This is a genomic window from Streptomyces sp. NPDC031497 (assembly GCF_055580905.1).
Genome location: NZ_JBVIKO010000008.1, coordinates 387,093 through 401,291 on the forward strand (window position 1 = coordinate 387,093; position 14,199 = coordinate 401,291).

The 14,199-nt window shown below is 72.9% G+C and carries 13 protein-coding genes; 3 read left to right on the top strand and 10 right to left on the bottom strand.

Translation table 11 applies throughout. The features are described 5' to 3' along the window. Positions 1–9 precede the first annotated feature (9 nt). Entirely contained in the window at positions 10–828 is an 819-nt protein-coding gene (locus ACZ5K7_RS19725; protein ID WP_468914881.1) for a polysaccharide deacetylase family protein, read from the bottom strand. After that, entirely contained in the window at positions 825–2,162 is a 1,338-nt protein-coding gene (locus tag ACZ5K7_RS19730) for a glycosyltransferase (RefSeq protein WP_468914882.1), read from the bottom strand. The genes ACZ5K7_RS19725 and ACZ5K7_RS19730 overlap by 4 nt, the downstream gene beginning before the upstream one ends. Positions 2,163–2,495: 333 nt before the next feature. Between ACZ5K7_RS19730 and ACZ5K7_RS19735 the strand changes: the two genes are divergently transcribed. Beyond that, positions 2,496–3,149 (top strand): phosphatase PAP2 family protein, encoded by a 654-nt coding sequence (locus ACZ5K7_RS19735; protein ID WP_468914884.1) that lies wholly within the window; start codon positions 2,496–2,498, stop codon positions 3,147–3,149. Positions 3,150–3,250: 101 nt separating this feature from the next. Here the strand turns inward: ACZ5K7_RS19735 and ACZ5K7_RS19740 are convergent, their stop codons facing one another. From ACZ5K7_RS19740 to ACZ5K7_RS19760, 5 genes are all read right to left on the bottom strand, one after another. Further along, positions 3,251–3,982 (bottom strand): response regulator transcription factor, encoded by a 732-nt coding sequence (locus ACZ5K7_RS19740; protein ID WP_468914886.1) that lies wholly within the window; start codon positions 3,980–3,982, stop codon positions 3,251–3,253. A 56-nt stretch (positions 3,983–4,038) separates the two neighbouring features. Next, positions 4,039–6,690 (bottom strand): FtsX-like permease family protein, encoded by a 2,652-nt coding sequence (locus ACZ5K7_RS19745; RefSeq protein WP_468914888.1) that lies wholly within the window; start codon positions 6,688–6,690, stop codon positions 4,039–4,041. Positions 6,691–6,757: 67 nt separating this feature from the next. After that, entirely contained in the window at positions 6,758–7,420 is a 663-nt protein-coding gene (locus ACZ5K7_RS19750) for an ABC transporter ATP-binding protein (RefSeq protein WP_468914890.1), read from the bottom strand. Then, the gene (locus ACZ5K7_RS19755; protein WP_468914892.1) at positions 7,410–8,141 is read right to left on the bottom strand and encodes an ABC transporter ATP-binding protein; all 732 of its coding nucleotides are present in this window, start codon (positions 8,139–8,141) and stop codon (positions 7,410–7,412) included. The genes ACZ5K7_RS19750 and ACZ5K7_RS19755 overlap by 11 nt, the downstream gene beginning before the upstream one ends. A 7-nt stretch (positions 8,142–8,148) precedes the next feature. Then, the gene (locus ACZ5K7_RS19760) at positions 8,149–8,784 is read right to left on the bottom strand and encodes a hypothetical protein (RefSeq protein ID WP_468914894.1); all 636 of its coding nucleotides are present in this window, start codon (positions 8,782–8,784) and stop codon (positions 8,149–8,151) included. 154 nt (positions 8,785–8,938) lie between these two features. On the opposite strand from ACZ5K7_RS19760, the gene ACZ5K7_RS19765 reads away from it, so the two are divergent. Beyond that, positions 8,939–10,264 carry a HAMP domain-containing sensor histidine kinase gene (locus tag ACZ5K7_RS19765; protein ID WP_468914896.1) on the top strand — a complete coding sequence of 442 codons (1,326 nt, stop codon included), beginning with the start codon at positions 8,939–8,941 and terminating at the stop codon, positions 10,262–10,264. A gap of 18 nt (positions 10,265–10,282) precedes the next feature. Here ACZ5K7_RS19765 and ACZ5K7_RS19770 read toward each other — a convergent pair whose 3' ends face one another. The 3 genes from ACZ5K7_RS19770 to ACZ5K7_RS19780 all read right to left on the bottom strand — a co-directional run bounded on the left by ACZ5K7_RS19770 (position 10,283) and on the right by ACZ5K7_RS19780 (position 12,910). Further along, entirely contained in the window at positions 10,283–11,299 is a 1,017-nt protein-coding gene (locus ACZ5K7_RS19770; protein ID WP_468914897.1) for a M56 family metallopeptidase, read from the bottom strand. A gap of 4 nt (positions 11,300–11,303) precedes the next feature. After that, a complete protein-coding gene (locus ACZ5K7_RS19775) occupies positions 11,304–11,732 on the bottom strand; it encodes a BlaI/MecI/CopY family transcriptional regulator (RefSeq protein WP_351704368.1) in 429 nt (142 codons plus the stop codon). Positions 11,733–12,118: 386 nt separating this feature from the next. After that, on the bottom strand, positions 12,119–12,910 hold the full coding sequence (locus tag ACZ5K7_RS19780; protein WP_468914899.1) for a COG4705 family protein: 792 nt from the start codon (positions 12,908–12,910) through the stop codon (positions 12,119–12,121). A 610-nt stretch (positions 12,911–13,520) separates the two neighbouring features. Between ACZ5K7_RS19780 and ACZ5K7_RS19785 the strand changes: the two genes are divergently transcribed. Then, positions 13,521–14,189 (top strand): DedA family protein, encoded by a 669-nt coding sequence (locus ACZ5K7_RS19785; RefSeq protein WP_351704374.1) that lies wholly within the window; start codon positions 13,521–13,523, stop codon positions 14,187–14,189. Positions 14,190–14,199: the final 10 nt, after the last annotated feature.

Here is a 14,199-nt window from a genome sequence, read left to right on the forward strand (position 1 = left end):
CGGGAGACGCTACGAGCTTTCGGCTCGTTCGACAGGATGAACAGCAGCTTCGGACCTCACGGTCTCGTGCCAGGAGTCTGTCCAGGACAGACCGGGGAAGCCGTGTTCGCGCAGCGGGCCGACCTGCCAACCGCGAGCCTGACAGGCGTCGAGGATGCGGGGAACCGCGCCGAGGGTGGCGCGCCAGGAGCCGGTGGCGGACGTGCAGTCGGAGTCGTGGAGCAGGATGGTGCCGCCGCCGCGCAGGTCCCGCAGGACGGTGTCCTGGACGGACCGCGGGGTGGCCCGCCTGCGCCAGTCCTCGCCCCAGCAGGTCCACAGGACCGGGGTCAGGCCGAGGCGGCGGCAGGCCAGATGGGCGGCCGTGGTCATCACCCCGTACGGCGGCCGGAACAGCGCGGGTGGCCGGCCGGTGGCGTCGGCCACGGCATCGCGGGCGCGGGCGAGGTCGTCGTAGGTGGCACGGGGTCCACGGAGCGGCAGGGGGCGGTGGTGCCAGCCGTGGAGGGCGATCTCGTGCCCTTCGGCAGCCATTGTCTTGGCCAGCCCGGGTGAGCGGACCAGCATCGAGCCGAGCAGGAAGAAGGTGGCCCTCACCCCGCGCGCGTCGAGGAGGCGAAGGAAGTGCGGTGTGGAGAGGTGGTCCGGGCCGTCGTCGAAGGTGAGGGCGACGTGGTCGGGCCGGCCCTGCCCGGCCAGGCGGGGCAGGGCCGTGTTGCGCAGCGGGCCGAACGTGGAGATCCCGGGAGCCGCGTTCAGGGCGGCGAGCGCGGGCAGGGCCACGGCCGAGGCGAGCGCGGTGGCACGGGCCAGGCGGGCCGGGGTCATCGTCCGTCTCCGTCCAGGTAGTGGGCGACGGCGGTGAAGCGGGCGGGCGTCTCGTTGTAGGCGTGGGCGAGCGGGGCGGCGACGCCCAGGGAGACCGTGGCCGTCACGGTGACGGCGGTCAGGGCGATCCGCCGCCGCCCGGGGAAGCGCTTGGGTGAGGTCGGTGTGCCCGGTGTGGGCTGTGGCCCGGTTCTGGCGGTGATGGCGGGCACCGGTCCGAGGACCGAGCGGTGCAGGGCGAGCCCTGCCGCGCGCTGGTCCTCACCGCGCGGGCCGTGCAGGAGTTCGGCCAGCACCGGGCCGAGGACTGCCGGGTCGCGGATCCAGGCCGCCAGCCCTGCTTCTTCGAGGGCGGCGGCGTTGGTGTGGCCGTGACCGGGAATGCAGCGGTAGCTGACCACCGGCAGCCCTGCGGCGAACGCCTCCAGTGAGGTCAGCCCGCCGGCGTTCTGGACCAGGACGTCACAGGCGTGCATCAGCCCCGGCATGTCGTCCACCCATCCGAAGGCGTGCTCGATACCGTCCCGGCGCAACTGCTCGGCGAGGGCCTGGTTGCGTCCGCACACCACCACGGGCACCGCGACGCCGGTCTCCCGTATCTCGGCGGCGGCCCGTCGCACCGGGCCGACCCCCCATGATCCGGCGACCAGCAGGGCCAGGGGCGCGCGCTCGGGCAGGGCGAACCGCTCGCGGGCGGCGGCCCGCTGTCCGGCGGTGGCGGGGGTGAAGCGCCGGTCGGTGACGGGGCCGGCGACGGTGACGGCGGCCGCGCCCCGCGCGTGGGCCTGGGCCGCGGGTACGGGATGCACGGCCAGGTGGGCGTCGATGCCGGGGGCCACCCACAGGGCGTGGACGGAGAAGTCGGTCAGGTAGGTGAAGGCCGGAACCGTCAGCAGGCCGCGCCGGCGCAGCTCGCCGAGGACCTGGCTGGCTCCCGGGTAGGTGGAGACGACCGCGCGGGTGTCCGGCGCGAGCGCCCGCAGTGTGCGCCGCTCGGCGGCACGGAACAGGGCCCGCCACGCCACGCCGGGTCGTGAAGCCCGGTCTGTCGCCGCGTACAGGCGTTGATAGCCCTCCGGCATCCAGGTCAGCATGCGGTGGTAGGTGCCGCACAGCAGTCGGCCGGCTCGGGCGGGCAGCAGGTCGAGGAAGTCGTACCGGTCCACCCGGAATCCGTGCTCGGTGAGCCTCTGGGCGAGCCCCGCGGCCGCGCCGTCGTGTCCCGCGCCGACGCCGGCGGAGATGATCGCGATCCGTCCGTTGCCCGGGTCCTGCGGCGGTACGGCGGGCGGCGAAGGCACCGGCTCCGACGCCGGGTCGTCGCGGTAGGGCACGGTCGATCAGCCTCCTGACGGGATACGGGGCACGGCCGGGCATCCTCCGGGCCGGACGGCACCACGGGCAGGCCAAGGCGGCGCCTGCGCGCGAACCAGGGCCGCGAATGGACCACGGTGGCGCCGAACACCGAAGCTACTACATGATGTAGAACTTAGGGAACGACCACCGACGGCGGGAGGTTCGAGCACCACCGGGTTCACCCCCGGCAGATGCCAGTGAACCTACTACAAGATGTAGGTGATTGGTTGCGCCGGCCCGAGCCACGTTGCCTCGCACTCGTCCTGCCCTCCGTCGGCGTACCCCCCTCCCCCATGGAAGGACGTCTCGCTATGACCGCGGCCGCCACCGCACAACTGGGATTCGACGGATCCGGCATCGACGGCTCGTTGTTCACCTCGGTCACCGACCTCGCCCGCGCCACGCCGTGGCTCAACACCCCTATGGAGGTGTGGACCAACTTCGGACTGGGCGTCTTCGCGATCCTCATGATCACGGGCTGGTGGACCGCTCGGCGCCGTGGCACACAGGCGATGGCCCTCGCGCTGGCCGCGCCGGTGGGCGTCGCGACCGCCTTCGCCGCGGCCGAGATCATCAAAATGATCGTGGCCGAGGTACGGCCCTGCCGATCGATGCCGCACGCCTATCTCGTCGACGCCTGCCCCGCGCCCTCGGACTACGCCTTCCCCAGTGGGCACAGCGCGGTGGCCGCCGCCTCGGTGGCCGCGCTGTTCCTGCTGGACCGCCGACTGTGCGCGATCGCCGCCGGGTTCGCCGTGGTGGAGGGCTTCAGCCGGGTCTACGTCGGCGCCCACTACCCGCACGACGTGCTCGGATCCGCGGTCATCGCGCTGCCCGTCGCCTTCCTGGTCAGCCTGGCGGCACGCCGCTGGACCACCCCGCTGATCGGCTCCCTGAGCCATGGGGCACTGCGCCCGTTCCTGACAGCGGCCATGCCCACCGTGGGCGCACAGACCACTCGGTGACTTCCATGAGCGGCCCGGGGCCGGGTCGTCACCACCCGCTCATCTACTACAAGAAGTAGACACGCGGCCACCCTACACGGCGTAGTGTCAAGGCGAGGACTTCAGCGTTCCAGCCGGTAACCGTGCCCCCGCAGGGTGGTGATCTCCGGCAGGCCGCACGGACCTGGCAGCGCGTCGGCGGCCTGGGCCAGGCGGCGGCGCAGGGCGGCCATGGTGACGTCGAGGGTCTTGGTGGAGCCGAACCAGTTCTCGTCCCAGACCTGTGCCATCAGACTCTCGCGCGACACCGCTTCCCCCGGATGCCGGGCCAGCACGGCGAGCAGGTCGAACTCCTTGGGGCGCAGGCGGACTTCGCTGTCGTGGAGGGTGCAGCGTCGCGCGGTGGTGTCGAGCACGAGGTCCCCGAGGAGGATCGGGCCGGACACGGCCGGCGGTGTTGGGGTGTGGCGGCGCAGGTGGGCGCGCAGGCGGGCCAGCAGGACGGTCAGGGTGAAGGGTTTGACCAGGTAGTCGTCGGCTCCGGCGTCCAGCCCGGCGATGATGTCGATGTCCTCCGTCCGGGCGGTGAGGATCACGATCAGCAGGTCGGGGTAGCGGGCCCGCAGAGCGCGGGCGACGTCGAGGCCGTCGGCGTCGGGCAGGCCGAGATCCAGGAGCACCGCGTCGTACGGGATGCGGGCGGCCTCGGCCAGGGCGCTGGTGCCGGTGCGGCTCCAGGCGGGCAGGTAGCCGTTGCCGCGCAGGCCGGCCTCCAGGTGGCGGCCGATGGTGGCGTCGTCCTCGACGACGAGGACGCGCTGCTGGCTGCGGTCCGGTGTGACAGGCGTCCCCATGGACGACAGCGTAGGAGGGGACGGGGAGACCGGCGCGGGCAGCCGGCGCGGGCTGTTCACAGATCACGCAGCTCCTCGATGGCGGGTCGGCGGGCGCCACGGATCCCGTTGAGGGCGGCGGCCAGTACGGCGGCGACGGCGACCACGGCGGTGAGTGCCAGGTAGGCCCCGGGGACCGCCAGGCTCGCGGGCGGCGGGTCGAAGACGCCGGTCAGTACCTTGACGAGCATCTCGGACAGGCCCCAGCCGATGAGCGCGCCTCCGGCGAGGCCACCGGCCGTGAGCAGGAGGGCCTCGGTGAGCACCATGCCGCGCAGTTGGCGTGTACTGGCGCCGAGGACCGTGGCGATGGCGAAGGTGCGGCGGCGTTCGGCGAGCCCGAGGGCGAGGACGAGTCCACCGGCTCCGGCGGCCAGCAGCACCGCGAAGGCGAGTTCGATGCGGGTCAGTCCGGCCAGGTCGACGGAGGTGAGGCTGGTGCCGACAGTGCCGCGGGTCTGGGTGAGATCGGTGACGGTGGCGCTTGTGCCCATGCGTCCCCGCAGCTGGGCGGCGATCTGCTTCTGGTGGGTGCCGCCGGTGTCGAGGAGGAAGGCGCCGATCGCAGCGCTGCCGGTCGTTCTGGCGATGTAGGAGGCGTTGGCGACGAAGAAGCTGTCCTTGGGGGCGGTGGGGAATTCCTTGACGATGCCGGCGTAGTGGAAGGGCACGGTGCGCAGGGACTTGGTGCGTGCGTCCTGGATGCGCAGGTTGACGGTGTCGCCCGGTGAGAGCTGGAAGTCGCTGACCGTCTCGGCGCTGACGAGCAGGTTGTCCGGGCGCTGGGTGAGGCGCCGCATGAGCTGGTCCGCGGTGCCGCCGGCGAAGTAGGCGTCCTGGAGCGAGGTGGCCCGCGCGATGGTGCCGGGCCGGACGCCGTAGAGGTCCTGGAGGTCGGAGCCGACGTAGGCGAAGCGGTGCTGGAGCGGCTCGACCTGCCGTACGCCGGAGATCTTCAGCGCTGCTCCGGCCGTGGGCGGGACCTGGGCGCCGGGTGGTTCGGTGACGGTGATGTCGGCGCCGTTGGTCAGCCGGGCGTCGACCTCGGCCTGTTGCTGGTAGGTGGCGTTGAAGACGGCGGTGGAGATCGCGAAGGAGACGGCGAGGGCGAGCAGGACCACCGACCGGGCGATCGGGCGGCGGCGCCGGGCCAGGACGGCGGCGGTGGTGCCGGCGAGGGTCGCGGTCAGCGGCCGGACCAGTCGGGCCAGGGCGGGGCGGCCGTGGGTGAGGGCGAGCAGGGTGAGGCGCCACAGCAGCAGGGCCGCGCCGATCCACAGCAGGACGGGGCCGAGGAAGGCCCAGTACGACACGGAGATGCTGGGGACGCCCTCGGGCGCGAGGACGAGTGCGTACTGGTTGCCGGAGGAGGCGCGGAAGACGAGCCAGGAGCCGATCAGGAGGACGAGGTCGAGGCCGTAGCGCATCCACCAGGGCGATCCGGAGCGTCGTACGTCCTCCTGCTTGCGGGTGTCGGCGACGGTGACCGTGCGCAGGTCCCGCAGGGCGGGGACGAGGACGGCGCCCGCGGCCACCGCGGCTCCGAGTACGAAGGCGACGGCGTACCAGGTGGACCAGGTCGCCGCGCTCGCGCCGAAGGAGGCCGTGCCGAAGGCGAGCCGGCCGGTGAGAGCGGCGACGCCGAGCCCGGCCAGACCTCCCGCGAGGCCGATGAGGGCGGCCTCCAGCCCGGCGAGTGCGGTGATCTGACGGGGCCGCAGGCCACGCAGTCGCAGCAGCCCCTGTTCCTGGCGGCGCCGTTCGCCGCCGGCCGAGGCGACCGCCGCTGTCAGCGCGGCGGCCAGCACCGCGCCCGGCATACCGAGGAAGAGGAAGAGGATCTGGGCGTACAGGGCGTCCTGGCGGGCCGAGTCGAGTGCCGCGCCGACGTTGTTGCCGACCAGGGCGGTACCCGAGGAGCGGGCTTCGAGGTTGCGGGCGGCGCCGGTGACGGCGGAGTACGCGGAGGCCGGGTCGGAGGGCAGCCGGGTGTTGTCGCGAGCGGCGTGGATCTGGGTGGTGACACCGGTCGCGCCGCGGGTGAGGGCGGTGAAGCGGGCGGCGGGCAGCAGGACGACGTTGTCCGGGGGCGCGGTCGGCTGGGACTGGCTGGGGGCGCCGACGGTCTGGAAGAGGGAGTCGGCCTGGGGCAGGTCGACCACGCCGTCCACCTTCACCTGGCGCAGGCCGGCACCGGGCAGCCGGATGCCGATGGTGTCGCCGGGGGCCGCGTGCAGGTTGGCGGCGGTCTGCTGGGCCAGCAGGACGCCGGTGGACGAGCCGGAGAGCGTGCGGACGGCGTCGGGGAAGCCGGCGCGGTAGCCGTCGGGCAGGCCGAGGACCATACCGGGGCCGGTGGTCTGGGTGCTTCCCTGCACGCGAGCGGTGAAGCCGCCGGCGTGCGCGAAACCGACGGGCAGGGCGGTGCGGGTGCCCGGGGTCCCGGTCACCAGGGACAGGACCTTCTGCGGGTCGGCGCCGGGCTGTACCTGGACCTGCCAGTCCACGGCGACCGAACGCACGGCGCGCTGGGTCATGGTCGCCTTGGAAGCGGTGAGGAAGGAGCCGAGTGCGGCGACCAGGGCGACCGCGAGCGCGATGCCGGTCAGGGCGGCCAGGAGCCGTCCGGTGCGGTGGCGGGCCAGGCCACGGGCCCAGGTGACGATCATGACATCTCCTCGGAGGCCGGCGGGGTTCCGGTGCGGCGCCGGTGCGGTTCGTGCGCCCGGGCGGTGGTCACGGAACCTCCTCGGGTGCGAGCAGCCGTCCGTCGCGCATGCTGCGGCGGACGGTGAGCCGGGCGGCGACGGCCGGGTCGTGGGTCGTGACGACGAGTGCCGCGCCGGTGTGGCCGGCGGCCGTCAGCAGGGCGTCCAGGACGCGGCTGCCGGTGGCGTGGTCGAGGCGGCCGGTGGGTTCGTCGGCCAGGATCAGCCGTGGCGCCTGGGCCAGGACCCGGGCGGCGGCCACCCGCTGGGCCTGGCCGCCGGAGATCTCCTCGGGGAGCCGGTCGGCCAGGTCGGCGGCGTCCACGAGGGCGAGGGCCGCGAGCGCGCGCAGTCTGGCCTCGCCCTCCGGACGATCGGTGAGGACCAGGGGCAGAGCGGTGTTCTCCGCCACGTCCAGAGCCGGGATCAGGCTGTCGCCCTGGAACACCAGGCCGATGTCGTACGGGCCGAGCGAGGCGCTCCGGGTGATGCTGCCGCTGGTGGGTTGTTCGAGCCCGGCCAGCAGGTGCAGCAGCGAGCTCTTGCCCGACCCCGAGGGGCCGACGACCGCGAGCCGGTCCCCGGCCCGGATCTCCAGGTCGGCCCCGTGCACGGCCACCACCGCCTGAGGTCCCCGGCCGAAGGTCAGGGCCACGTCCACGCAGCTGACAAGCGCCTCGTCAGACGGCATCGTGCGCCTCCTCGCGGTCCTGCCACCGAGTGTCGGTGGCCTTTCCGTCCGTCAGGGTGATCACCCGGTCCGCGATGCGGACGGCTTCCCGGCTGTGCGTGACGATCAGCACCGCGCACCCCTCCGCGGCCCGCTCCCGCAGCATGGACAGGACCAACTGCTCGGTCTCGCCGTCCAGTTCACCGGTCGGTTCGTCGGCGAGCAGGACGGCGGGCGCGTTGGCCAGCGCGACGGCGAGGCCGGCCCGCGCCAGCTCTCCGCCGGACAGCTGCCGCGGCAGGGCGTGCGCCCGGCCGGCCAGCCCGACCTCGGCCAGGAGTTCCTCGGCCGGGACGGGCGCTCTGCGGCCCAGTGCCCGCTGGGGCAGGCGGACGTTGTCCCGCACGCTCAGGTGCGACAGCAGGTTGCGGGTCTGCAGCAGGACGCCGACGTGCCGGGCGCGCAACCGGGCACGCTCGGTCTCGGGCCGGTGGCTGATCCGTACGCCGTCGACGCGGACCTCGCCGCCGGAGGGCTCGTCGAGTCCGGCCAGGCACGCCAGCAGGGTCGACTTGCCGGCCCCGGACGGGCCCACGACCGCGACCGTCTCCCCGCGCCGCACCCTCAGGGACACCCCGCGCAGCGCGAGTGTCTCCTCCTCCCCGGCCCGGTAGAAGCGGTACAGCTCGCGGGCCGTGAGGACGTCGTCGGCGCCGCCGCCCGTGTGTGTGCCGTCGAGCATGGTGCGCTCACCGCCAGCCGAAGGAGTCGCTGACGACGCGCCACGGGTCGACGTTGTCGGCCTTGACCGGACCCGACAGGGTCAGGTCCACCTCGTGCCCCGCACGGTGGAACGCGTACCGCTCGAATGCGTCGCGGACCACCTTGCCGGTGACCGGGTCCTTCGCCGAGTCGCCTTGATAGGTCAGCAGGACCACGCGGCCGGCCTGCCGGTTCACCTCGCTCACCTTGGGCGAGGAGAACTTCGTGACCTGGGAGCGGAGCCGGGGTACGACCTCGTTGGTGACCGAGCCCACCGTGGGCGCGGCGGCCGCGGAAACCGCTGTGACCTGCACGGTGTTGAGCTTGTCGGTGAACGCGGTGGTGCCGCCGTGGCTCGTGCGGGCCCAGCCCTCGGGCACCTTCAGCGTGAAGCCCGTGAAGGAACCGCCGGTCGGCCGGTAGGTGACGTACACCTGGTTGTCGGGGATGTCGCCGGGCGGGTTGGACTCGGTGGGCGCGGGCTTGTTCTGTCCGCTGACGGTGGTCGGAGCGGACGCGGGGCCACCGGAGCCGGCGTGCGACCCGGAACCGGAACAGCCGGCCGTCACCGCCGCCACGAGAGTCACCCCCACGACCGCGTACGTCCCTGTGTGTGCTGCCATGGCCACTGCCCTCCAGAAGAGTCCTCGGACCGGACGGTCATGGCACCGACGCTAGGAAGCGGCCGGTTAACGCCCCGCCCGGCGAGGGTTAGACGACGGCAAAAGACTGTGGCGCTCCGCATCCGCCCAGGTGGGCGACGAGCATGATGAAGGCATGAGACAGCGCGTGGTGCGAGTCGCCCTGACCGCCGCTCTGGTCGCCGTCGTCCTCCTCGCCGTCCCGCTCGCCCTGGCGATCAGGTCGTCCCTGTACGCCGACCAGCGCGACACCCTGGAACGGTCGGCGCTGGCCGGGGCGGTACGCGTGAGCCCGGACTTCGTGACCGGCGACCCGGTGGAACTGCCCGCGCCCCCGCCCGGCGGCCGGCTGGGCCTGTACGACCCTCATATGCGACTGCGCGCGGGCAGCGGCCCACGGCCTGGCGACACCCCGGCCCGCCAGTCCCTGGACGGTGCGGTGGTACGAGGCCGGGCGGGCGCCGACCTGGTGGTGGCCGTGCCCGTCTCCCACGCCGAGAAGGTCATCGGCGTCGTACGGGCTTCATCCCCCGCCGCCGCCGTACGCGACCGGGTCGTCATCGCCTGGACGCTGCTGCTGGGCGTGGCCGCGCTCGCGCTGACCGTCGCCGTTCTCGTCGCCCGCCGTCAGGCGCGGGCGCTGGCCGCGCCGCTGGAGGACCTCTCCCGCCACTGCCGGGCGGTGGCCGAGGGCGACCTGACCGCGCGGGCCGCTCCGAGCAGCGTCGCCGAAATCGACCAGGTCGCCCGCACCCACAACGAAATGCTGCACGCCCTCTCCGAACTCCTGCGCCACGAACGTGACTTCGCCGCCAATGCCTCCCACCAACTGCGCACCCCGCTCACCGGCCTGCAACTCGCCCTGGAGGCGGGCCTCGCCCAGGACGACGACGCCCGGATGCGACCTGTGCTGGCCGAGGCGCTGGCCACCACCCACCGCCTGCACCGCACGGTGGAGGAGGTACTGCGGCTGTCCCGTTCACCGGACCGGGACCGCCGCTCCGCCGGGGGCGTCGGGGTGGCGCGGCTGCTGGAGGAGGCGGAGTCGCGGTGGCACGGTCTGTTCGCCGAGGCGGGCCGGCGGCTGGTGTGCGACACCCGTGACCTGCCCGCGGACGTCCGGGTGCCGGAAGGACCGGTGTCGGAGGTGCTCGGCGTCCTGCTGGACAACGCGCTGGTGCACGGTCGCGGGACCGTACGACTGTCGGTGCGGGACCTCGACGACGCCCTCGCCGTCGATGTGAGCGACGAGGGGGCGGTCAGGGGCGATCCGGCCCGGCTTTTCGAGCGCGGGCACACGGCCGCCGGGTCGGGAACGGGCATCGGGCTCGCACTGGCCCGCGATCTGGCCCTGTCACTCGGCGGCCGGCTCTCCCTGACCAGCCGTGATCCGGCCAGGTTCACCCTGCTGCTCCAGGCCTGCCCCGATGAGCGCCAGGACGGTACTCCGGCGGCCGGGTGAGAGCACCTTCCGGACCGATCAGGAGCGCCGCTCCCCGTGCTCGGCGTGTTCGGGGCCGGCACAACCGGCGCCCTCCGGCCGATGCCCGTGGTCCGTCGACGCCGTGGCGACGCGACCGGTGTGTTCCGTGCACAGCGCCCACTGGGCGCCGTCGAGCATCCGGTCGCTGTCGGACGCGGCATTGGCCAGGCTCGCGCAGCAGACGGCCAGCAACACGGCGCCTGCCAGCAGGGGAAGGCTCCGGCGAGCGGGCGGCGGGGCCAGCAGAGCGCGCACCCGCTGCGGCACCACCCCACCGGTCGCGGCCAGCGCCGCGGGACGGGACGCACCGGCGGAAGCCAGGGCGGCACGCCCGACGGCGTGGGCGACGACCCGGCGGTCACCGACGCGCTCGGCGGCCTCCTCGTCGGCCCAGCGCTCCAGGACGAAATCACCCGCGACGGTCACCGGGCGCAGCAACGGGTTCAGGGCGGCGGTGAGCCGCCACAGAATCTGGAAGACGTGGTGGCGCCCCCGCAGATGCGCCCGCTCGTGGGCGAGCAGTGCCTCACGCTCGTGGGCGTCGAGACAGCACAGCATCCCCCGCGAGACCACGATCCGTCCCGGGGCGCCGGGCAGCGCGAAGGCCAGCGGGACGTCGTCGTCGACCACCGCCAGCTCGGTCCGCCCCGGCAGCTGGGCGCACTCCCGTCGCGTCCGGACCAGGTGGCGCGTCTGTCGTACGGCGGCCACGGCCAGGGAGACGACGCACGTGATCAGGGTCAGGGCGCTGCCGGCCGCTACGACCAGGTACACCGGGTCGTCGGCTTGCAGTGCCGTCACCGACCAGCGGCCCTCCTCCGCGATCTCCGGGATCTGTGCCACGCCGGAGAAGGCCAGCAGAGCGAGCGATCCCGCCCAGCCGACCGCTGTCACCAGTGAGGCACAGGCCAGCGCCCAGGCCGCACGGCGCGGCGGCAGGCGTCGCGCCACGGGGGCGGCGAGGACGGCGAGTGCGGCCGTGACAAGGAACGGGACGTAGACGCTGATCAGCACTGGTTCACCGCTTCCCGCGGGGGCGCTCGCTCTCGTCGGGCGTGTCGCCGTGCCCGGACAGGATCTGGTGCAGCAGGTGTTCGTCCTGCTCGGAGAGTTCCGAGACGAAGCGGGCCAGGACAGCCTCCCGGTCGGAACCGCCCGCCAGCAGGGAGTGCATGCGCTGGGCGGTGTGGGACGCCTCGTCACGGGCCGGTTCGTAGGCGTAGCCACGGCCCTCGCGGTGCCGCACGAGCATGCCCTTGTCGTGCAGCCGGGACAGGATGGTCAGGACGGTCGTGTAGGCGAGGTCGCCCGGCAACCGTTCGCGGACCTCGCGTGCGGTCTGCGGACCGGAGGCGGCCCACAGCGCGGCGAGGACATCGCTCTCCAGCTCGCCTCGCGCCCGCCTTCCGGATGCTTCCTGGGCTTCCTGGTCGTCTCGATCTGTCACCGTCCGCCACTTCCCTCACCGTCGTGGCGTACAGCGTACCCGGACACCCCTACGAGTTGTAGGAGGTGCATTCCGGGCCGCGGACGGCGAACTCCGGCGCCTCAGGGAAATCCGCCGCACGTGCCACACGCGGCAGCGATCCACGTCGTACACCGGAAACGCACCGCCGCTCCGCTCGCGGGTGCCGATGCGCGGCCGTCGGCTCGCGACGCCAGACACGGGCCGAGTCGGCGTTGTCTCCGCGAGCGCCGGAGCCGGTCGATACGGCGCGGGTGCGGGGCCTGCCGCCTTGCCGACGGGCTGCGTCCGGTACGGCTGGCATGCCGGTGCGTCTGTCCTGGGCGAGCGCGGGGCTGGTTCGCGCCCTCACGCGGCATCGGCGCGCCTCAGGCGGCTTGGGCGCCGGATGCGTCCCGCCGGGAGACGGCGAGGTAGCCGACGAAGCAGACGATGGCGACCGTCCAGGCGAGGGTCACCGGTGCCAGTCCGAGCCCGAGGCCGCCGCGGGCGTGGCCGAGCGCCATCCAGTCGGCGAGGGAAGCGCCGAGGGGGCGGGTGATGACATAGGCCGTCCAGAAGGCGGGCACCGCCTGCAAAGCACCGAAGCGGTGGGCGAGCGCGGGAAGACAGATCGCGACAGCGAAGAGGACGACCGAGCCGAGGTAGCCGAATCCGATGGTCGCGGTGAGGTCGCCGGCGGCGGTGCCGAGGGCGAAGGTGGCCAGGACCGCCGCCCAGTAGAAGATCTCACGGCTTCGGGTGTTGATGCCGTGGATGGACAGGGTGCGCTCGACGGCGTACCAGAGGGCGAAGACGGCGGCCAGCGCGACCAGGAAGAGCGGCGTGGAAACGGTGTAGGGCACGCCGAGACCGACGTGCAGCACGTCGGCGGCCATCGTGCCGAAGACGCTGACCATGACGACGGCGGTCCAGTACACCCAGGCGATGTACCGGCGGACCGCGAACTGCACGGCCAGGGAGACCACCAGGGCGAGACCACCGAGCCCCACCGCCGGCACCGGGCCCAGCGTCCGGGCCAGCAGGTCGGATGCCGTCTCGCCCATCCCGGTGGTGAGCACTTTGATGATCCAGAAGTAGACGGTCACTTCCGGCACCTTGTTCGCCATGGTGCGCAGGGGGGCGAGGGGACGGTCGTCGAGGAGACGCTCTGTGGTCATGGTCCGCACGATGACACGATCAACTCCCGGTGCCACAGATGCCTTTGCCATTGTTTTGGGTCTTCTGGTGCATGAGTTTCACAACGGGGCCGCCAGCCTGACAGCAACCTGAACGCCTCGACAAAGTCCCTGGTCAGGGCGATTGAGTGGTGATACGAAGGGATTTTCACACGGCCCGATGGCAGCCGCTCCGATGGCAGCCGCTTCGATGCCCGCCTGCCGACCGGACCGCGGGCACGTCCGCCGGGAACCCGACGCACGGCGGGTGGCGAAGCGCACCACGAGGGTCGCGCCCAGGGGCGGTGAACCGGCGGCGATCACCCCGCGCGACGGCGTCCGGGTACCGGTTCCGGGCCGGTAGGCGTCGGGACCGGCCAAGCGATTACTACATCATGTAGAGGTTGGCGTACGGTGAGAGCGCCACAGGAATCAGAGGCCACCCTCCGGCCCGCGCCGACGGGTCCCACCGTCCACGCCTCGCCGCCCCCTCCGAGGCGACTGCGGGAACGGACACCGCCCGTGAGCGTCTAGAGTTTCAGACGACAGCGTCTACAGGACTGTAGTCATTTGATCGTTTGCACGGAATCGTCCGCTCGAAAGGACCCTGCACATGACCGAACCGATGCCCATGGCGTCCCAGCTGGCTGTGAACGTGCTCGACGCCCATTCGCTGCTGGCGGCCTTCGGCGTGCTGGGCGTCGCGGCGGTGATGTTCGCCGAGACGGGACTGCTGATCGGGTTCTTCCTGCCGGGCGACTCCCTGCTGTTCACCGCCGGCCTGCTGTGCACCGGCTCGGCGGAGGGGAGTCTGCACCTGTCCCTGGGGCCCCTGCTCGTGGCGGCGGCCGCGGGCGCGCTGGCCGGAGCGCAGTGCGGATACCTGCTCGGCCGGAAGGCCGGCGGAGCCCTGTTGGCACGCAGCCGCTCCCGGCGTCTGCACGAAGGAGTGAAACACGCCGAGGAACTCCTTGAGCGGTACGGATACGCGAAGGCCATCGTCCTGGCCCGGTTCGTGCCGGTGGTGCGAACGGTCCTCAATCCGATGGCAGGCGCGCTGGAGGTGCCGGTACGGACCTTCACCCTGTGGCAGGTCGTCGGCGGCCTCCTGTGGAGCGTGGGCCTCACCCTCGCGGGGTACGCGCTCGGCTCCTCGATCCCGAACGTCGACCATTACCTTCTGCCGCTGGTGGCGCTGATCGTGGTGGTCTCCCTGCTCCCCCTTGTCGCCGAGGTGTACCGAGGCCGCCGGGCCGCCAGGTCGGCGGAGGAGCGCGGGTGACGGCACGCCG